18 protein-coding genes and 1 riboswitch are annotated in these 19,327 nt (G+C 72.0%); of the genes, 12 read left to right on the top strand and 6 right to left on the bottom strand.

Annotated elements, in window-relative coordinates:
• Positions 1-73 precede the first annotated feature (73 nt).
• Positions 74-1,531 carry an aminotransferase class I/II-fold pyridoxal phosphate-dependent enzyme gene (locus LX83_RS31490; protein WP_253778039.1) on the top strand — a complete coding sequence of 486 codons (1,458 nt, stop codon included), beginning with the start codon at positions 74-76 and terminating at the stop codon, positions 1,529-1,531.
• Between the two features lie 21 nt (positions 1,532-1,552).
• On the opposite strand, the gene LX83_RS31485 is transcribed toward LX83_RS31490, so the two are convergent.
• From LX83_RS31485 to LX83_RS31470, 4 genes are all read right to left on the bottom strand, one after another.
• On the bottom strand, positions 1,553-1,702 hold the full coding sequence (locus LX83_RS31485) for a hypothetical protein (protein ID WP_253778037.1): 150 nt from the start codon (positions 1,700-1,702) through the stop codon (positions 1,553-1,555).
• Positions 1,703-1,749: 47 nt separating this feature from the next.
• On the bottom strand, positions 1,750-1,956 hold the full coding sequence (locus tag LX83_RS31480) for a hypothetical protein (RefSeq protein WP_253778035.1): 207 nt from the start codon (positions 1,954-1,956) through the stop codon (positions 1,750-1,752).
• A gap of 112 nt (positions 1,957-2,068) precedes the next feature.
• A complete protein-coding gene (locus LX83_RS31475; RefSeq protein WP_253778033.1) occupies positions 2,069-3,142 on the bottom strand; it encodes a ribonucleotide-diphosphate reductase subunit beta in 1,074 nt (357 codons plus the stop codon).
• Between the two features lie 58 nt (positions 3,143-3,200).
• Complete coding sequence (locus tag LX83_RS31470; protein ID WP_253778031.1) at positions 3,201-5,804, bottom strand: ribonucleoside-diphosphate reductase subunit alpha; 2,604 nt, start codon at positions 5,802-5,804, stop codon at positions 3,201-3,203.
• A 348-nt stretch (positions 5,805-6,152) separates the two neighbouring features.
• Positions 6,153-6,389, bottom strand: a riboswitch (cobalamin riboswitch).
• Between the two features lie 266 nt (positions 6,390-6,655).
• Here LX83_RS31470 and LX83_RS31465 point away from each other — a divergent pair.
• Complete coding sequence (locus LX83_RS31465) at positions 6,656-7,531, top strand: metallophosphoesterase family protein (RefSeq protein ID WP_253778029.1); 876 nt, start codon at positions 6,656-6,658, stop codon at positions 7,529-7,531.
• Between the two features lie 109 nt (positions 7,532-7,640).
• Here LX83_RS31465 and LX83_RS31460 read toward each other — a convergent pair whose 3' ends face one another.
• Positions 7,641-8,075 carry a DUF6319 family protein gene (locus LX83_RS31460; RefSeq protein ID WP_253778027.1) on the bottom strand — a complete coding sequence of 145 codons (435 nt, stop codon included), beginning with the start codon at positions 8,073-8,075 and terminating at the stop codon, positions 7,641-7,643.
• Positions 8,076-8,521: 446 nt separating this feature from the next.
• On the opposite strand from LX83_RS31460, the gene LX83_RS31455 reads away from it, so the two are divergent.
• The 5 genes from LX83_RS31455 (at position 8,522) to LX83_RS31435 (ending at position 13,046) form a co-directional block, all read left to right on the top strand.
• On the top strand, positions 8,522-9,313 hold the full coding sequence (locus LX83_RS31455) for an alpha/beta hydrolase (RefSeq protein WP_253778025.1): 792 nt from the start codon (positions 8,522-8,524) through the stop codon (positions 9,311-9,313).
• Between the two features lie 378 nt (positions 9,314-9,691).
• The gene (locus LX83_RS31450; RefSeq protein ID WP_253778023.1) at positions 9,692-10,096 is read left to right on the top strand and encodes a hypothetical protein; all 405 of its coding nucleotides are present in this window, start codon (positions 9,692-9,694) and stop codon (positions 10,094-10,096) included.
• Positions 10,097-10,107: 11 nt separating this feature from the next.
• A complete protein-coding gene (locus LX83_RS31445) occupies positions 10,108-10,794 on the top strand; it encodes a DUF3558 domain-containing protein (RefSeq protein ID WP_308204085.1) in 687 nt (228 codons plus the stop codon).
• Between the two features lie 21 nt (positions 10,795-10,815).
• Complete coding sequence (locus LX83_RS38155) at positions 10,816-12,192, top strand: PPE domain-containing protein (RefSeq protein ID WP_301329226.1); 1,377 nt, start codon at positions 10,816-10,818, stop codon at positions 12,190-12,192.
• Between the two features lie 62 nt (positions 12,193-12,254).
• Positions 12,255-13,046, top strand: a complete 792-nt coding sequence (locus tag LX83_RS31435; protein ID WP_253778021.1) for an ESX secretion-associated protein EspG — start codon at positions 12,255-12,257, stop codon at positions 13,044-13,046.
• Between the two features lie 15 nt (positions 13,047-13,061).
• Here LX83_RS31435 and LX83_RS31430 read toward each other — a convergent pair whose 3' ends face one another.
• Positions 13,062-14,063, bottom strand: a complete 1,002-nt coding sequence (locus LX83_RS31430) for an o-succinylbenzoate synthase (RefSeq protein WP_308204084.1) — start codon at positions 14,061-14,063, stop codon at positions 13,062-13,064.
• Between the two features lie 675 nt (positions 14,064-14,738).
• Here LX83_RS31430 and LX83_RS31425 point away from each other — a divergent pair.
• The 5 genes from LX83_RS31425 to LX83_RS31405 form a co-directional block, all read left to right on the top strand.
• A complete protein-coding gene (locus LX83_RS31425) occupies positions 14,739-15,392 on the top strand; it encodes a DUF6801 domain-containing protein (RefSeq protein WP_253778020.1) in 654 nt (217 codons plus the stop codon).
• Positions 15,393-15,426: 34 nt separating this feature from the next.
• Positions 15,427-16,713, top strand: a complete 1,287-nt coding sequence (locus LX83_RS31420; RefSeq protein WP_253778018.1) for a DUF6801 domain-containing protein — start codon at positions 15,427-15,429, stop codon at positions 16,711-16,713.
• Between the two features lie 13 nt (positions 16,714-16,726).
• Positions 16,727-17,773, top strand: coding sequence for an MCE family protein (locus LX83_RS31415; RefSeq protein WP_253778015.1), 1,047 nt, complete (start codon positions 16,727-16,729; stop codon positions 17,771-17,773).
• Positions 17,770-18,789, top strand: coding sequence for an MCE family protein (locus tag LX83_RS31410; RefSeq protein WP_253778013.1), 1,020 nt, complete (start codon positions 17,770-17,772; stop codon positions 18,787-18,789). Before LX83_RS31415 ends, LX83_RS31410 begins: the two co-directional genes overlap by 4 nt.
• On the top strand, positions 18,786-19,327 hold a 542-nt coding region (locus LX83_RS31405), incomplete at its 3' end, for an MlaD family protein (RefSeq protein WP_253778011.1). The genes LX83_RS31410 and LX83_RS31405, both read left to right, overlap by 4 nt.

The following is a 19,327-nucleotide window of genomic DNA, read 5'->3' as shown; positions in this document are numbered from 1 at the left end:
GTTGCAAGCCGCGGCCCGCACGCTGAGCGGGTCAGTTCAGTTCACCGGACCTTCCGACCCCGGGACACCCGCCATGACCACCCCACAGCACCAGACCCTCGACATCCCCGTCGTCGACATCGACCTCCCGGTCGCGGCCGCACTCCCGACCCACCGGGACCCCGAGGTGTCCCAGCCGGCCAGGGCACCGCTGGCCGACGCGCTGAGCCGGCTGCTGGCCGGGCCGGCGGTGGCCTCGTTCCACGCCCTGCCGTGGACCGACGGCCACGTGCTGGACGGCAGCGGTGTTGGCGCGCGCTACGCCGAGCTGTTCGGCCAGGCGTTCCTCCGGCTGGACCGCTGCTACGGCGGGGCCGCGCTGGACTCGTTCTTCCAGCCGCGCGGCCCGCTGGACCAGGCCCAGCGGCTGGCCGCGGCGGCCTTCGGCGCCGACTACACCTTCTTCCTCACCGGCGGCACCACCCTGGCCAACCGGATCGCGCTGCACGCGCTCGCGCCGCGCCAGGCCCGGGTGCTGATCGACCCCAACGCGCCCGCCGCACTGCACGCCGCCGCGGTGCAGCCGGGCTGGCAGGTCGACGAGGTCCCGCTGCTGGCCGCGGCCGGCGACGGGCGCACCCGCCCGCCGGACCTGGCCGAACTGTGCGCGCTGCTGCGCGCCGCCCACGCCGACCACCGCCCCTACGACGTGGTCGTGCTGGCCGCGTCGTCCGACGACGGCCTGCTCTACCGGATGGACCGCATCCTGCCGGCGGTGGCCGCGGCCTCCCCGCTGTCCGCGCTGGTGGTGGACGAGGCGTGGACCGCGGTGCACGCCTTCCACCCCGGGCTGCGCCGGCACGCCACCCTGCCCGCGGCCCAGCGGCTGGCCGCCCGGTGCCGCGACACCGGGCAGCGCGTGCCGGCCGTGCTGGTCACCCAGGCCGCCGACAAGACCCTGTGCGCCGCCAGGCAGACCGCCTACCTGCACGTGGTGGGCGGGTCCGACCGGGTGCGCCAGGTCCAGCAGGCGGTGTTCGAGCACCACACGCCGTCCCCGTCCTGGCCGCTGCTGGTCTCGTTGGACCTGGCCCGCGCGCACGCCCAGGAGTGCGGCCGGCGTGAGCTGGACCGGGTGCTGGCCCTGGCCGACCAGGTGCGCGCCGCCCTGGCCGGTGACCCGCTGCTCGCCGAGTTCCGCCCGCCGGGTGCGGGCGAGGAGCCCGGTGATCCGGCCGAACCGCACTGCCTGGCCGACCCGCTGCGGATCGCGATCGCCGTGCCCGAGCGGGTGGGGGACAAGGTGCTGTGGGAGACGCTGTTCCGCGACCACGGCGTGTACCTCGGTCGCGGCACCGGGCGGAGCCTGCGGCTGAGCTTCCACCTCGGGGTCACCGCCGAGCACGTCCGGCGCCTGCTGGCCGCGCTGCGCGCGGTCGCCCGGCGCTGGCTGACCCGCCCGGAGCCGGCCGGTGTCCCCACCGCGGGCGCGGGCGTCGAGGACTTCTTCATCCCCTACCCGCCCGGCATCCCCACGGCCGTGCCCGGCTGACCCGGCCGTCCGGTCACGCGGTCACGCGGTCACCCGGAAGGTGACGTAGTCGACCAGCTGTCCGTCCCTGGCCAGGCTGTGCCGGGCCACGACCGCGCGCTGGAAACCCTGCTCGTCGATGAGGTGCTCCAGGTAGGCCAGGTCGCCGGAGCTGCCGAAGAAGACCAGCATCCGGCCGCCGTCGGCCAGGTGCGCCCTGGCGTGGTGGAAGAAGCTGGTCAGGGCGCGGTAGCCCGGGTCGGCGGTGGCACCACCAGCCGGCGGCCGAGGTAGGAGACGGTCTGGCTGCCGGTCTGTGCGCGCAGCTCCTGGTAGGCGGCCTCGTGCCAGCGCCGGACGCGCTCGGCGTCCGCCTCGGACATCAGCGGCTGGTGGACGCGTGCGGCGCGCGGCAGGCCGTGCTCTCGCGAGTCGTCTTGGGCCACGCGGTCAGGTTATCCGCGCGACCGGGCGGGCACCGGGTGGGCGCCCGGCCGGTCGCGCCGGGGCGGACGCCCACCCGGACAACTGTCCACAGTGGTCAGTCCAGGGCAGGGGTCAGTCCCAGTCCAGGGCGCCGCCGCTCTGGTACTCGATCACCCGCGTCTCGAAGAAGTTCTTCTCCTTCTTCAGGTCCATCATCTCCGACATCCACGGGAACGGGTTGTCGGTGGGACCGAACAGCGGGTCCAGGCCCAGCTGGGCGCAGCGGCGGTTGGTGATGAAGCGCATGTACTGCTCGCACAGGCCGGCGTTGAGCCCGAGCAGCCCGTTGGGCATGGTGTCCCGGCCGTAGGCGACCTCCAGCTCGCACGCCTCCGCGAGCATGGTGCGCACCTCCCGCTGGAACTCCTCGGTCCACAGGTGCGGGTTCTCGATCTTGATCTGGTTGATCGCGTCGATGCCGAAGTTCAGGTGGATCGACTCGTCGCGCAGGATGTACTGGTACTGCTCGGCGATGCCGACCATCTTGTTGCGCCGCCCGAGCGACAGGATCTGCGCGAACCCGGTGTAGAACCACATCCCCTCGAACACCACGTAGAACGCGACCAGGTCGCGCAGGAACGCCTGGTCGGCGGCTGGGGTGCCGGTGCGGAACTCCGGGTCCTCCAGGTTCTGCGTGTAGTTCAGCGCCCACGCGGCCTTGTCGGTGATCGAGGGCACCTCGCGGTACATGTTGAACAGCTCGCCCTCGTCCAGGCCGAGGCTCTCGCAGACGTACTCGAAGGTGTGGGTGTGCACGGCCTCCTCGAAGGCCTGGCGCAGCAGGTACTGCCGGCATTCCGGGTTGGTCAGGTGCCGGTACACGGCCAGCACGATGTTGTTGGCCACCAACGACTCCGAGGTGGCGAAGAAGCCGAGGTTGCGCTTGATCGCCAGCCGTTCGTCGTCGGTCAGCCCGTCCGGCGACTTCCACAGCGCGATGTCGGCCTGCATGGACACCTCCGTGGGCATCCAGTGGTTGTTGCAGCCGGCCAGGTACTTCTCCCACGCCCAGTGGTACTTCAGCGGGAGCAGCTGGTTGACGTCGGCCCGGCAGTTGATCATCGCCTTGTCGTCGACGCTGACCCGGGCGGCGTTGCGGTCGATCGCGCCCAGGCCGGAGGTGTCGGCTGGCTGGATGTCGGTCATGGGGTGGTCGTTCCTCGTTCTGGTCTGTCGAACTGACGGTGGTGGAGTCGGCCAGGCGTCACTGGCAGGCTTCGCACTCCGGGTCGTCGATGGCGCAGGCCATCCCCGTTGCCATCGCCTGCGCTGCCACGGCCTGCGCTGCCCCGGCCTGCTGGGCGGCGGCCTGCTGGGCGGCGGTCTGCTGGGTGGCGGTCTGCGGGGTGGCGGCGGGCCCGGTCAGCACCGGGGAGACCGCGTTGAGCTTGCCGTCGGTGCCGCGCAGCGTGCTCTTCTCCACGTGCGTGGCGCTCTGCGAACGCAGGTAGTAGGTGGTCTTCAGGCCGCGCAGCCAGGCGAGCTGGTACAGCTCGTCCAGCTTGCGGCCACTGGGCTGGTCGATGTAGAGGTTGAGCGACTGGGCCTGGTCGATCCACTTCTGCCGGCGCGCCGCCGCCTCCACCAGCCACCGGCTGTCGATCTCGAACGCGGTGGCGTACAACGACTTCAGCTCCGCGGGGATGCGCTCGATCGGGCCGAGGCTGCCGTCGAAGAACTTCAGGTCGCTGATCATCCGCTCGTCCCACAGGCCCAGCGCCTTGAGTTCGTGCACCAGGTGCGGGTTCACCACGGTGAAGTCACCGGACATGTTGGACTTGACGTAGAGGTTGCGGTACAGCGGCTCGATCGACTGGCCCACCCCGCAGATGTTGGCGATGGTCGCGGTCGGCGCGATGGCCATCACGTTGGAGTTGCGCAGGCCCACCGTGCGCACCCGCTCGCGCAGGCCGGCCCAGTCCAGCCGGGCGCTGGTGTCCAGCTCCAGGTCGGCGCCCCGGGCCGAGGCGAGCAGGCCGATCGAGTCGATCGGCAGGATGCCCCTGCTCCACAGCGATCCCGGGAAGCTCTCGTAGTGGCCGCGCTGCTCGGCCAGGTCCGCCGACGCGGAGATCGCGTAGTAGCTGATCTCCTCCATGCTGCGGTCGGCGAACTCCACGGCCTCGGCCGAGGCCATCGGCAGCCGCAGGGTGAACAGGGCGTCCTGGAAACCCATCAGCCCCAGGCCGACCGGGCGGTGCCGCAGGTTGGACCGCCGCGCCTCGGGGATGGTGTAGAAGTTCACGTCGATCACGTTGTCGAGCATCCGCACGGCCGTGCGCACGGTCCGCTCCAGCCGCGCGTGGTCGATGCCGTCGGCCGTGACGTGCTGGGCCAGGTTCACCGAGCCCAGGTTGCACACGGCCACCTCGTCGGCCGAGGTGTTCAGGGTGATCTCGGTGCACAGGTTGGAGGAGTGCACCACGCCCTGGTGCTGCTGGGGCGAGCGCAGGTTGCTCGGGTCCTTGAAGGTGATCCACGGGTGCCCGGTCTCGAACAGCATGGTCAGCATGCGCCGCCACAGGTCCTTGGCGCGCACCCGGCGGAAGACCCGGATCTCGCCCCGGTCGGCGGCCCGCTCGTAGGCCGCGTACCGCTGCGCGAACGCGGTGCCGTAGAGGTCGTGCAGGTCGGGCACCTCGTCCGGGGAGAACAGCGTCCACTCCTGGTCGGCCCGCACCCGGCGGAGGAACTCGTCGGGCACCCAGTTGGCGGTGTTCATGTCGTGGGTGCGCCGCCGGTCGTCACCGGTGTTCTTGCGCAGGTCCAGGAACTCCTCGATGTCGATGTGCCAGGTCTCCAGGTAGGCGCACACCGCGCCCTTGCGCTTGCCGCCCTGGTTCACCGCGACCGCGGTGTCGTTGGCGATCTTCAGGAACGGCACCACCCCCTGCGACTTGCCGTTGGTGCCCCGGATGTGCGCGCCGATGCCGCGCACCGGCGTCCAGTCGTTGCCCAGGCCGCCCGCGTACTTGGACAGCAGCGCGTTGTTGCTGATCCCGTGGAAGATCGCGGCCAGGTCGTCCTCGACGGTGGTCAGGAAGCAGGACGACAGCTGCGGCCGGGTGGTGCCCGAGTTGAACAGGGTGGGCGTGGAGCACATGAAGTCGAACGAGGACAGCAGCTGGTAGAACTCGATGGCCCTGGCCTCCCGGTCGTCCTCGCGGAGCGCCAGCCCCATGGCCACCCGCATGAAGAACGCCTGCGGCAGCTCGTAGCGGACCCCGTCGTGGTGCAGCAGGTAGCGGTCGTAGAGCGTCTGCATGCCCAGGAACTGGAAGTTCATGTCCCGCTGCGGAATGAGCGCGGCACCCAGCCGGGGCAGGTCGAAGGTGGCCAGCTCCGGGTCGAGCTGGCCCAGCGCCACGCCGCGCCGGACGAACTGGACGAAGTAGGCCGGGTACTCCACGGCCATCTCCGCCTGGCTGGCCTGCTGTTCGCTGGCGCGCAGGAACTCCAGCGCCTCCCCGCGCAGCCTGTCCAGCAGCAGCCTGGCGCTGACCAGCGAGTAGTTCGGCTCGGTCTCCACCAGGGCACGCGCCGCCAGCATCGGCGCCAGGGCCAGTTCGGCCGCGGTGATGCCGTCGTAGAGCAGCTGCCTGGCCTCGGCCAGCACGGTCTGCGCGGACACCCCGGTCAGCCCGGCACAGGCCTCGGTGATCACCAGGGCCAGTCGGTCCAGGTCCAGCGGCTCGCGGCGGCCGTCGGCGTGCCGCACGGTGATGCCGCTGGTGGCCAGGGCGAGGCCGGCGGGGGCGTGGTCAGCGGAGGCGGGAATCGGGGCGGCCTCGGCCGGGTGAACGCTCATGCGGACAACTCCAGGTGGTCGTGATCGAGTGCGGGAACAGGGCGGAACGCCCGCGCGGCGGGCAGGTGCGCGGTGCGGGTGCGCAGGGCAGCCGCCATCGCCCGACGCCGCGCGGGCGAACGCGCGCGGGGACGGGTGGGAATGGCGGGTGAGGTGAGGGGCCGGACCCGGCGGTGGGGCTACGGGTCGGCGGGTATCAGGTCGTGCGGCACAGCTCTCTCCTCGCGAGCGTTCGACAACGGGCCGAAGCGGTGGGGGAAGCGGTGTGGTGACCGGCCGAGGCGCCATGCGGGCGCGACTCGACGCGGCACGCGGCCCTCCCACGAGGCCTCTGCCCGACGCACGCCGGTGGCGCGCGTGCCGGTGGCAGGTCTTCGGACTCACGGGCGACCACCGGGTGGACCGGTGGGCCTACTGGCCGTCGCTTCCCAGGCGCTCGCGCGCCCAGTGCTGTACCACCCGGGGAGGGGTGGTGACGGCGGTCGTTCCCGTTCACCGCTGCGGGGCAGTCCCGGATTCGCACCGGGTTCCCTGTTGCCTCGTCGAGCCATCGGGCCCGCCGAACCAACCGGCGCGTGAAGACTACATGTTGGGGTGAGTGGCTGCGCAACCCCCAAGATGATCCGCGTGTCGGCGCTCTGTGAGTCGGGCACGGAGTTGGGGCGAGGCCGGCGTGGCGACTTGACCGCCGCCGTCACCACCGTCAGGCCGCTGCCGCGCCACCGGGGCGCGCGCCGGCCGTCCGGTTCCGCTCCGCCGCCCGCGACGACCACCGGGAATGGCCCAGCCACCGGGAATTCAGCCATGTTGACCAGGTCCGGTGAAGATCCCCGCGAGGTAGTGTGGCGCTCGTGTCAGCGCGATCCCTGCTTGCCGTCAGCGACCTGCACGTCTCCCACGAGCGCAACCGCGAGGTGGTCGACCGGATCCGACCCACCTCCGACGGCGACTGGCTGATCGTCGCCGGTGACGTGGCCGAGACCGTCGCCGACATCGAGGCCACGCTCCGGCTGCTGCGGGACCGGTTCGCCAGGGTCATCTGGGTGCCGGGCAACCACGAGCTGTGGACCACCCGACAGGACCCGGTGCAGCTGCGCGGCGAGGCCCGCTACCACCACCTGGTCGAGGTGTGCCGTGGGCTGGGCGTGCTCACCCCGGAGGACCCCTACCCGGTGTGGGAGACCGACGAGAGCAGTTACGTGGTCGCTCCGCTGTTCCTGTTGTACGACTACAGCTTCCGGGACCCCAACACCTCGTTGGACGCGGCCATGAAGCACGCCTACGAGACCGGCGTGGTGTGCACCGACGAGTTCATGCTGCACCCCGACCCGTACCCCACCCGGGCCGACTGGTGCCGGCAGCGCATCGAGGTCACCGAGCCCCGGCTGGCCGCGATCCCCCAGCACCAGCGCACCATCCTGGTCTCGCACTGGCCGCTGCACCAGGGCCCCACCCGGATGCTGCGCTTCCCCCAGTTCGCCATGTGGTGCGGCAGCACCCGGACCGCGGACTGGCACGTGCGCTTCCGCGCCGAGGTCGCCGTGTCCGGGCACCTGCACATCCCGCTCACCCTGTTCTACGACGGCGTGCGGTTCGAGGAGGTCTCGCTCGGCTACCCGAGGGAGTGGCAGCGCCGAGGGTCCGGCCTGCCCGACCCGGTCCGCCGCATCCTGCCCGTCGACCAGAACCGCCAGCCCGCCGGCCAGTTCGCCGCGATCCGCGCCTGACCCCGGCCGGTGCCCGGACACGCCGAGGGGCGTGCCCCGTGGTCGGGACACGCCCCTCGACAGTCACTCGCCGGGACAACAGCTCGGCGGGAGGGTTACCCGCTGACGCTCACTCGCTGAGGTCGGCCAGCGCGCGCTTGACCTTCTCCAGCTCGGCCTCCAGCGCCTCCATCTTGGCGCGGTGCTGCTCGCGGGCGGCGCTCAGCACGGTCTCGATGCCCTCGGAGATGTCGTCGTGCAGCTCCTTGGCGGCCTTGGCCACGGCGCTGGCCGGGATCTGCAGGCCCTTGACCACCCGGTTGGTCCCGTGCACGAGATCGGCCTGCCACTCGCCCTCGGCCGTGCCGGTCAGCGTGAGGGTCAGCTCGACCGTGCGGGTCTTGCGGGCGCTGCTCTGCTTGCGGGGACGGCCGCGCTTGGCGCCGGCCTCGTCCTCGGCCGCCTCGGTCGTGGCCTTGCCCGCGTCCGCACCGGCCTGCTGCTCGTCACCGTCAGCGGAGGCCGGCTGCGCACTGGTCGAGCTCGGCGCGGCTGGGGCGTTCACGTCGGTCTCTTCCTTGACATCCTGCTCGAAAGGTGAGTCTGGGCTCACGGTGTGTTCCTCTCCGGCACAGTGGCGGTGTGGTACTGCGGTACTGCAATGCTGGTCGCGGCGGCCGAAGTCCGACCCACCGGCGCACTCGGCGCGCGGGGTCGCCGCGCCACCGAGTTTGCGGCATGGTAGAACACCTGTTCGAGGGCGCGTGAGGTGAGTCCCTGCGACGGCCGCGACTGTGGATGCTAAGCAAGCCCGCGCTGTAACCCTATCGGTGCCACTGATCAGTGGACACCAGGCGGTCGGCCTGGTGCCGGGTGTCGCGCTGGCCGCCCCGAACCGGTGAGGCGCCCGGCCACGCCGGTGGTCAACCGCTCGGCTCGGGCCGCTCCGGGGTGCGGGAAGATGGTGGCCAGGTCCTGCTTTCCCGCTCGGCATGGTGTAAGGAGCCGCTGGTGCCAACTTCGCTGGAACTGACCTCGGTGGACGGTGTGGCGCTGGACGCCGTGGTCCACCCGGCGACCGCGACCTCGCCCCTGGGCACGGTGGTGCTCGCGCACGGCCTCACCGCGGACAAGGACGGCTCGCACGGCCGGCTGGCCACCCTGGCCGAGGAGTTGGTCGCCGCCGGCTTCGCGGTGCTGCGCTTCTCCTTCCGCGGCCACGGGGCGAGCGGAGGCACCCAGCGCGGGGTGACCATCGCCGGCGCGATGCTCGACTTAGAGGCGGCGGTCGGCCACGCCGACGCCGAACTGCCCGCGCCGGTCTCGGTGGTCGCCGCCAGCTTCGGCGCGGTGCCCACCTGCCTGACCCTGCCCTACCTGGACCAGCTGTACAGCGGCCTGGTGCTGTGGAACCCGGTGCTCAACCTGCACCGCACGTTCATCGAGCCGGAGCTGCCTGGAGGCCTGCGCCAGTTCGGCCCCGGACGGCAGGAAACCCTGGCCGAGCAGGGCTTCCTGACTACCGAGGGCGGTTTCGAGCTGGGCCGGGTGCTGTTCGAGGAGTTCCACTACCACCGGCCCGATGAGTGCTTTGTGGACAGTGACGTGCCGGCCCTGGTCATCCACGGGGACCGGGACACCTACGTGTCGCACGCCATCGCCCAGCGCACCGCCGCCACCAAGGACGACTGCGAGTTCCACACCGTCGCCGGTGCCGAGCACGGTTTTGCGGCGCCACAACACGGCGAGGAGGCCGTCACGCTCACCGTCGACTGGCTGGTCGCCCGCCACGGCGGCGGCTGACTCCGGGTTCGTGGGGCTCCGCCGCACCTGGCGGGGCCCCGCCCCGTTGTTCGCGGGGCGGTGGAAATTCGTTCCGCCCTCCTGTTCCACTGTGGACTTCCGCCGTGGCGTTCCCGCTGTTCGGGAGCGAACCGGGAATTGTCCGGGGAAACACGTGCGCGGCGAACAATCGATCACCGTGTCGGGCGCGTTGTCGAGAGCAGTGCCGTGCTGTGGGTGATTGTCGGGTGCCGAGGCGAAATGTCCCGGGTACGAAAGATTTGATCTTTTAGCCCACTCGTGTGAATTCCACCTGTTTCCCTCGACCCGCCTGCGCACAGTCGCCAGATTGCTACAGTCGGTGCACTGCTGAAACCGATAGTGGACGCAGGGGGGCGAGTGGATGAGTGGCGTGGCGTGGATCGGCCGTGGAACGGCGACAGCCGGACTGAGCCGTCGGTCCAGGCGTGGGGTGCGGGTGGCGGTGAGGTCACCGTCACCAGGGACAACGTCCTGCAGGTGGCGAAGCTGTGCCAGGACGAGGCGAACCGGATGCGCATGTCCGTCGATGACCGGGCGAGACAACTGCGCTCGGAACCGGCCCTGGGCGATCCGGTCAGCGCGGACCTGGCCGATGTGCTCAACGAACGACTGATCGAGGCGCCGGACTCCTACATCGCCAGGGCGCGGCAGTACGTCGCCAATTTGCTGGCCACGGCGGACGAGTTGGTCGTGACGGCCAAGTCCTACGGATACACGGACGACGACATTGCTCGCGCACTGGGTGGGAATGCCGGCCAGTAGTCGCCGGAGCAGTGGGAAGCCGACGGGAATTCCTGAAGGAGCCGTGCTTGATTTCGCCAACCACCGCTCGCCGCGCTGTCGCTCGCGCGACCGCCGGCGTCCTCGTCGGGCTGGTGCTCGTCGGGCTGGTGCTCGTCGGGTGTGCTTCCGGGGTCACCGGGGGGACGCCGGTGGCTTCTCCCGGGGCGTCGTCCGGGGCGAACTCCGTGCGCGGGAGCCGCGGCGCTGACGCGGAGAACCTGCCGGCGCGCCCCGAGGAGCTGCGGGTGGACGGCGTTGACCCGTGCCGGCTGCTGACCGCCGAGCAACAGCGGGAACTCGGTGCGGACGTCGCTCCCAGCCTGGACGTGGACAACGCCGACGACTTCGGCAACCACGCGTGCGCCTACAGCAAGTACCGGGGCGAGCCGCGCTATGGCTGGTCGATCGTGGCTGTTGCCCAGGAGGGAGCGACCGTCTGGTTGCGGGAGAAGCGCGCCAGTGACGCGCGGGTGGTGCGGGTGGGGGATTTCGGCGCGGTGGAGATCCGGGTGGGTGCGGACACGGCGTGCAGCGTGGTGGTGGACGTCGCCGAGGGGCAGAACCTGGACGTGCAGTTCACGCTGATCACGGCGGGTGCGCTGACCCAGGACGAGATGTGCGCCAAGGCCGGCCAGGGGGCGGAGCTGGCGGTCCGGACGTTGCGGACGATGAGGTGACCACGACGCGGAGGGGGAGCGATGGCTGCGGAGATCCGGCACAACCGGTTCGAGGCGATGACCCTGGAGGAGAAGAACGAGTGGATGCGGACCGGGACCGGACCGCTGGCCCTGACGAGCACCCAGGACGGGCTGCGCGGGCTGGGCGATGAGATCGCCGAGTCCGAGGACCGGCTGCGGCGGGCCATCTCCGATGTGGGGGCATCGTGGGAAGGGGCCGCGGCGGAGGCGGCGAGCGCGCGGTTCCTGGCGGCCGCCGCCTGGTTGAGCGATTCCGGCGACATGACCGGCCAGGCCAGTCGGGGCGTCGAGGAGCAGGCGACCGCCGTCGGCGACGTGCGCAACAAGGTGCCGCCGGTGCCGAGCCTGGAGCAGAGCTTCGGCGACCGCCTCCAGGACGGCATGGCGATCACGGCCAACGCGTGGACGTTCGGCGTGTTCGCCGTGCAGACCGACCTGCAGGAGAAGGTGGCGGCGTACCGGCAGGCGGACGCGGAGGCGAACCGGGCGCTCTACGAGTACGAGTCGGCCACGCGGGACAGGGTGAGGAGCCTGCCGAGCTTGACCGAGCCGCCGAAGATGGCGGTGAACCCGGCTCCGGCGGTCGAGTCCACCCACGTCCAGTCGGTTGATCCGACGACGTACTCCGCTGACCGGCGCGCCGGCCAGGCTGACATCCCGCCCACGCGGCCCGTCCCGCCCGGGGGCCAGGTGCGCTCGGAGCCCGTGCCGGCGGTGCCCACTCCCGAACCGGACCACCGGTACGCGGTGCCGGCGCAGCAGGGGCGGGATCTCGTGCCGGGGGCGCGGCCCGTGCCGGGAACCGCTGGGCGGACCCAGCAGGCGTCCGTTGTGGACAGCACGGCGGAGGCGGAGCGGCAGCGCCTCGAACAGCTGCGCCGGGAGTACGCGGACACCCTGCGGCAGCAGCGGGAAGCGCAGCGCCAGCAGGCGTGGGGGCTGCCGGTAGGTGGGGTTGCTCCGGGACCGGGTGTGCCGGCCGGGCGCGGTGGTGGCGGTGTGGGTGGCGTCGGCTCGCCCGGCCTTCCTGGCGTTGGGGTGCGCGGAGGCGTCCCCGGTGGCGTTCCCGACCGGGGCGGGCACGGTCGCGGGAGTCCTGGCGGGGTGGCTCGACCGGGTGTCGGGGCGTTCGCGGACGAGCGGGCTGGTGGGGCGGCGGGCAACCGCCCCGGCCCGGCGTCCGCACCCGCCGCCGGGCGTGCCGCCGGCGCCGGCCCCGGACCGGGTGTGGGTGCGGCCGGGCGGCCCGGCGGCCCGGGCGAGGACGACCTGGAGCACTCCGACAGGTACGCCCGCCCCACCGATGAGTACTTCTTCGACGACGAGGCCGGGCAGAAGGTGGCCCCACCGGTGATCGGTGAGCTGCCGAACCGTTGATCGCGCTCTCGTCCCGTTCGACGTCCCGAACCCCTGATCCCCGGTCGCTTGCTGGTGAGGCGATGACTGCTGCCATAGGTGAGTGGACACCGGTCGAGCTGTCCACCGAGGAATTCGAAGTGTGTTGGCGGGTGCTGGAACTCGGTGAGCTGCCCCACGCCCTGGACCTGCCCAGCCCCGGGCGCACCTGGGCGGAGCGCGAGACCCTCGTCAAGTCCACACTGGACTCGCTGGCCGCCAGGGGGCTGGCCGACCGGCGGGGCGTGCACCCGGACCTGGCCGGGCAGCTGGCCGGGCTGGCGCGGTTCTCCTGGGCGGTGGACGCCCGGTTGCACACCGAACGGCGGCTGCGGGCGTGGGGCGCGGTGTCGGGCGCCTCGGCGGTGCTGGCCGTGATCGACGACGAGGAGCACAGCGTTGTCACGCGCACGCTGCCGGAACCGGCGCTGTGCACCGAACTCGTCGGGCTGTTGCCGCCGGCCGAGGCGCCGCGCTGGGACTCGGTCAGCCTGGAATCGTCCACATTGGACGAGGCCGTGGCCGAGGCCGCCCAGGAGCGCACCGGTGACGTGGGTGTGCTCGCGGACGTGCTGACCCGGCGCGGGGTGCGGCCGGCGCAGGCGCGGGCCGTGGCGCGCATGGTGGACGGGGCGGGCTGGCGGGGGCAGTTCGGGGTCACCGTGTCCGGGTCGACGGGCACGTGGCGCCGGGCCCGGCGGGTGGTCGGGTTCCACGACGTGCCCGCCGGCCGGATCATGCACCTGCGCCGGGGCGGCTGGGTCACGCTGACGCCCGCGAGCGCACGCCAGTTGGTGGCCGCGATCGGCGAGCTGGTCGCGGAGACCCGGGACTGAGACTGAGCGGGCGGGTCAGCGCCACGCGGCGAGCGCGGCGCGGGCGCGCGCCAGCCGGGCCCGCCACCAGGCGCGGCGCTCCGGGTCGGTGAGTTCGAACTCGGCGAGCAGGTCGGGGTCCGGGCGCGGGGGCGTCGTGGGCACGGGCAGCTGGCCGTCGACCGTGACCAGTGACTCGGCCGCCGGCACCAGGTCACCGGTGAACAGGGACAGGGTGCCCAGGCCGCAGGCGAAGTCGAGGTGGGGCAGTGCGCCGGCCAGGGCGAGCTGGCCGGCCAGGCCGACGCTGGTCTCCAGGGCCGAGGAGACCACGCAGGGCAGGCCGGCGGCCTCGGCCACCTCCAGGGCGCGGCGCACCCCGCCCAGTGGCGTGCACTTGATCACGGCGATGTCGGCGGCGCCGGCGACCGCGACCCGCAGCGGGTCCTCGGCGCGGCGGATGGACTCGTCCGCGGCGATGCGCACCCGGGTGCGGCGGCGCACCTGAGCCAGTTCCTCGATGGTGGCGCAGGGTTGCTCCACGTACTCCAGGCCGCCGGCGGCCCGGTCGAGTTCCCAGATGCGGCGCACGGCGGTGTCCACGTCCCACGCGCCGTTGGCGTCGACCCGGACGGCGCCGCCCGGACCGAGCGCGGCCCGCACCGCCGCCACCCTGGCCAGGTCCTCCTGGTGGGAGTCGGGGCGGTCGGCGACCTTGACCTTGGCGGTGCCGCAGCCGGACGCCGCCGCGATCTCGTGCGCGCGCTCGGCCGGGACCACCGGGATCGTGCAGTTGACCGGTATCCGGTCGCGCACCGGACTGGGCCAGCCGGTCGCGCACTGCTCGATGGCCGTGGCCAGCCAGGCCGCGCTGACCTGGTCGTCGTACTCGGTGAACGGACAGAACTCGCCCCAGCCGGCGGGCCCCTCGATCAGCATCCCCTCGCGGACGGTGATGCCACGGAACGGTGTGCGCATCGGGACCGCGTACACGCGGGCGTTGGCGAAGTCGATGTCATCAGGTTCCGTCGCTCTCACGCGATCGAGGGTACGAGCGGTGGGGACGACCAGCGCGCCTGGGCACGCAGCGGAGTCACCCGTCCCTCGATGGTCGCGCTCCGCCCGCACCGGATGTGTGATCGGCGTGGATTGTCGCGGCCAACAATGGTGGGCGTCGCGGGAACCGGTTCGGGCCGGTCGCACCGGTTCGTCCGGTCGGTCGACCAGGAACGGTTTCCCGGATGTGCTCACCTGGTCCGTCCGGCGGACTGACGGGCTGGCGAAAAAGTGAGGGGTGGGCGCTCCGGCGCTGATTCGATAACGTTTCGGCGCGGGCTCGGAAACGATTCACCGGGATTGTCGGCCGGTCCGCTGGTGGGGCGGTCGGACAGCGGGTGAGCGGCCCGGACGGGTGCGCGGCTGGCGGTGCTCCTGTTGTGCCGCAGGGATGAGGTCACGGCGCGGAAATTATCACTTTGCTACAAAAAACAGTGCTCGCGGATGCCGTTCGGCGTATTTTTTCACGCGTTCTTGTGTGCCAGGTGACCGGCCAGTAACGTTCTGCTGGTCGGAGGTGCAGACGTCCAACTATTGTTTGGCCGGTTCGTCGCGGTTGGTCTTCTCGTGGTTTTGTCGCGCTGTCCGCCGCTATTGACCGGCCGACCCTCGTGGCATTTCGCAGTTCTCGTGATGATTGTTGGTTGGGAGAGAGAAATGAGACCGAACGGATTGTTGGTACGGGCGCGCCGCGTCGGCGTCGTCGCCGCCGTCGGGCTCCTCGCGGGGCTGGGCAGCGGGTTGTTCGGCTCCGGTGTCGCGGCCGCCGCCACGGTCACCAAGACGCTGAACTACACCTGTGAGTTCCCGCTGATCGGGCCGGGTCCGCTCAGCGTGGCGATCAAGGTCACCTTCCCGAACTCCGGAGTGGTGAACCAGCCCATCCAGGCCACGGGCTTCTCCGCGACCGTGACCGTGCCGGCCGACACCGTGGACGTGCTGCGGCTGCTGGACGGGGCCACCGTCGAGGGCTCGGCCGCGGCCAACGTCAGGGTCACCGACGGCGCCGGCACCAGCCAGGCGGTGGCCATCCCCAACCTGAACGTGCCGGTCACCGCCGTGCCGCCCACGGGTGACATGGTGGTGGTCGCCTCCGGCCCGGTCCCGGCCTTCACCGTCACCCACGCGGGAAACGCCGCGATCAACGTGGGTGACTTCACCTCCGACCTGCTGCCGAAGAAGGCCGACGGCTCACTGACCGAACTGGGGCCGCTGCACCTGGACTGCGTGGTGGACGCGGGGCAGAACACGCTGCTGACGTCCATCCCGGTGGCCGCGTCCGCCCCACTGGCGACCGAGCCGCGGCGCTGACCGGACCACACCCAGCGCGATGAGGACATCCGGGTTGCCCGCACCCCACCGGCCGCGCCGCCCGCTGGCGGTCGGTGTGGTGGTGGGGCTTGTCGGGGCGGTGGTGGTGGCGGCCGGGTCGGCGGTGGCCGGGCCGACCACCACCGCACTGGCCTACACCTGCCAGGTCGACTCGGCCGACCCGCGGCCGGTGACCGTGGAGTTCGCCGCCGGGTTCCCCGACGAGGTGCGCGTGGGGGACCAGTTCCAGGTCACCGGGTTCACGGCCACCCTGCGGCTGCCGGAGGCCACCGCGCTCACCCTGGCGGCGCGCGGCGCGCGGGCGGTGCACGGCGCGGTGCGGGTCGGGGTGAGCACCCGGCAGCACGACGTGTCCCAGGACGTCATGCTGCCGGACCTGGTGGTGCCGGCCACCCCGCTGCCGGCCAGCGGTGAACTCGTGCTGGCCGGCAGCGCCGACCTGGCGCCGCTGGCGATGCCCCGGCCCGGCCCGGTGACCTTCGCGGTGGGCGCGGTCAGCGTCACCCTGAGCCTGGACGGCCCCGAGGGCAAGGGCACCGACCCGGGGGCCGCGGTGCTGTCCTGCACGCAGGACGCGGACCAGGACGCCACCCTGGCGACCGTGGTGGTCACCGCGGCGGGGCGGGCTCCCGGCGAGCAGCGGACGTCCCCGCCGCGTGCGCCAACGAGCCTGGCGCTGTCCTCGCGGCCGGCCAGCCCACCACCGTCCGAACCGGACGGGGACGGGTCGGGCGGCGACCCCCGGGGCGGCGGCGACCAGGGACAGCCGCCGCCGGACGGCGAGGTGCGTCCGCTGCTCGACCTGACCTACGTCATGAACGGCACGTCCAGGATCGCCAAGTTCGGCTCCGAGATGAGGCTGGGGCCCGGTTCCATGAGCACCAGCATCAACCTGCAGACCGGCGTCCTGGTCGGCGACATGTCGTTGCCGACCTCCGCCAGCTACTTCGTCAACTTCAACTTCGTGCCCAGCACCAGCAATGTCGACATGCTGCCGGCGGCCCGGGTCAGCGGGATCTACCAGCGCGGGATCGCGACCGCCAACTCGCAGGTGATCATCAAGCTCAGCGACGTGATGATGGGCGGCGCCCCGCTCAACGTCGGACCCAGCTGCCAGACCGTCCGGCCGGCCTCGATCGACCTCACCGGACCGCTGCAGCCGACCAAGGGGGGCACGCTGACCGCCACCTACACCATCCCCGAGTTCGCCGGCTGCGGCACGTCCGAGCCGTTGGACGCGCTGTTCACCGGGCTGATCTCCGGTCCGGGCAACACCCTGACCATGACCCTGACCAGGTAGCGGTGGGGGGCCGATGAGTTCTCCAGGACAGGCGGCGGGGCGCGGCGTGCTCGCGCCACTGGTGAAGCTGACCGCGTTCGTGGTGGTCACCGTGCTGGCCACGGCGGTGCTGGCGCTGACCATCGCCAACACCGCGGTGCGCGACGCCAGGACCTACCGCGCGGTGTTCTCGGACGTCACCGCGCTGGCCGAGGGCGACGACGTCCGCATGTCGGGTGTCCGAATAGGACAGGTGGAGCGGCTGCGGCTGCTCGCCCACGACCAGGTGTCCGTGGAGTTCTCCGTGGACGGTGACCGGTGGCTGTCCGCGTCGGTGTCCGCCACCATCAGGTACCGCAACCTGGTCGGCCAGCGCTACATCGCCCTGGAGCAGGGCGAGCCCGGCCCGGTCAACGCGGTGCTGCCGCCCGGCGGCGTGATCCCGCTGGAGCGCACCAGGCCGGCGCTGGACCTGACCGTGCTGTTCAACGGGTTCCGGCCGCTGTTCCAGGCGCTGTCCCCGGACGACGTGAACACGCTCTCCCACGAGATCATCCAGGTGCTGCAGGGCGAGGGCGGCACGGTGGACAGCCTGCTCGCGCACACCGCCTCGCTCACCACCACCCTGGCCGGCAAGGACCAGGTGATCGGCGAGGTCATCGACAACCTCAACACCGTGCTGGACACGGTGAACTCCCGGGGCGACCAACTGTCCACACTGGTCACCACGGTGCAGCAGCTGGTGTCCGGGCTGGCCGCCGACCACGAACCCATCGGCAACGCCATCAGCGGGCTGGCCGCGTTGACCGACAGCACCGCCGGCCTGCTGGAGCAGGGCCGCCAGCCGCTCAAGGACGACATCGCCGCGCTGGGCGCGGTGTCGCGCACCCTGGCGGACAACCAGCCGGTGCTCGACGAGTTCCTGCGGCGGCTGCCGGTCAAGCTCGACGCGCTCGGCCGGGTCGTGTCCTACGGGTCCTGGTTCAACTACTTCCTCTGCTCGGCGTCCACCGACGCGCCGACACCCCCCGGCGGCCCACCCGTGGGCATCCCGGTGACCGAAACGAGGTGCCACGGATGACGCGACACGACCGGCGCGACACCCGCGCGCGCAACCCGGTGCGGACCGGGCTGGTCGGCCTGGTCCTGCTCGGCCTGCTCGTGCTGGCCGCGACGAACTCCGAGGACCTGCCGATCATCGGCGGCGGCACCACCTACACCGCGGAGTTCTCCGAGGCCGCCGGCCTGACACCGGACAACGAGGTGCGGGTGGCCGGGTTCAAGGTCGGCGAGGTGACCTCGGTGCGGCTGGCCGGGGACCACGTGCTGGTCGCCTTCCGGGTCAGCGACGTCTGGGTCGGCGACCAGACCACCGCCGCGATCCGGGTCAAGACCCTGCTGGGGCAGAAGTACCTGGCCCTGGACCCGGTCGGCAGCGCACCCCTCGACCCGGACCAGCCCATCCCCCGCACCCGCACGGCCGCGCCCTACGACGTGATCGAGGCGTTCAACGGCCTGGCCACCACGGTCGGGCAGATCGACACCACGCAGCTCGCCGACAGCTTCACCGTGCTGTCGCAGACGTTCCGGGACTCCCCGGACAGCGTGCGCGAGGCGCTGGCCGGACTGTCCACACTGTCCCGGACGATCTCCTCGCGCGACGAGCGGCTGGCCACCCTGCTGGCCAACACCCGCCAGCTCAGCACCACCCTGGCCGACCACAACGACCAGTTCGAGCGGCTGCTCGCCGACAGCGAGGTGGTGCTCGCCGAGGTGGGCCGGCGGCGGGAGGCGATCAGCGCGCTGCTGACCGGAACCCAGCGGCTGGCCACCGAGCTGTCCGGGCTGGTCGCGGACAACACCGCGCGGTTGCGCCCGGCCCTGGAACAGCTGGACGAGGTCACCGAGGTGTTGCGGCGCAACCAGGACGACCTGGACCGCAGCCTGGAACTGCTCGGCCCGTACTACCGCCTGCTCAGCAACGCCATGGGCAACGGCCGCTGGCTCGACTCCTACCTGTGCGGGCTGGTCGCCGCACCGCCGGCGACACCGTCCTCGGGCTGCGTCCCGCCCCGACCGCAGGACGGTGGCCGATGAGCCACCTCGGCTGGAGCGCCCGGCTGACCAGGTACCTGGCCGTGGCCTGCGTGCTGGTCCTGGTCGTGGCGGGGGCGCTGTGGTGGGTGTTCCGGGGCGCGAACAGTCGGCGGATCACCGCGTACTTCTCCTCGGCGGTGGGGGTGTACGTGGGGTCGGACGTGCGGGTGTTGGGCGTGCGCGTGGGCTCGGTGGACGAGGTGGTGCCCGAGGGGGAGCGGGTGCGGGTGGGTTTGTCGGTGGACCGGGCGGTGGCCGTGCCGGAGCAGGCGCGGGCGGTGGTGGTGGCGCCGAGTGTGGTCAGTGACCGGTACGTGCAGTTGGCGCCGGTGTACGTGGGTGGGCCGCGGTTGGGGGACAACGCGGTGATCCCGAGGGAGCGCACGGCCACGCCGGTGGAGTTGGACCAGTTGTACGCCAGTCTGGACGGGTTGGCGACCGCGTTGGGGCCGGGTGGGGCCAACGCGGACGGGGCGCTGTCGGAGCTGCTGCGCACGGGCGCGGCGAACCTGGGTGGCAACGGGCAGGCGCTGCACGA

The sequence above is a fragment of the Goodfellowiella coeruleoviolacea genome, assembly GCF_024171785.1.
In the GTDB taxonomy this organism is placed as follows: domain Bacteria; phylum Actinomycetota; class Actinomycetes; order Mycobacteriales; family Pseudonocardiaceae; genus Goodfellowiella; species Goodfellowiella coeruleoviolacea.
The sequence above is the reverse complement of the archived record's forward strand: the minus strand, read 5'-3'. Positions and strand labels throughout refer to the sequence as shown.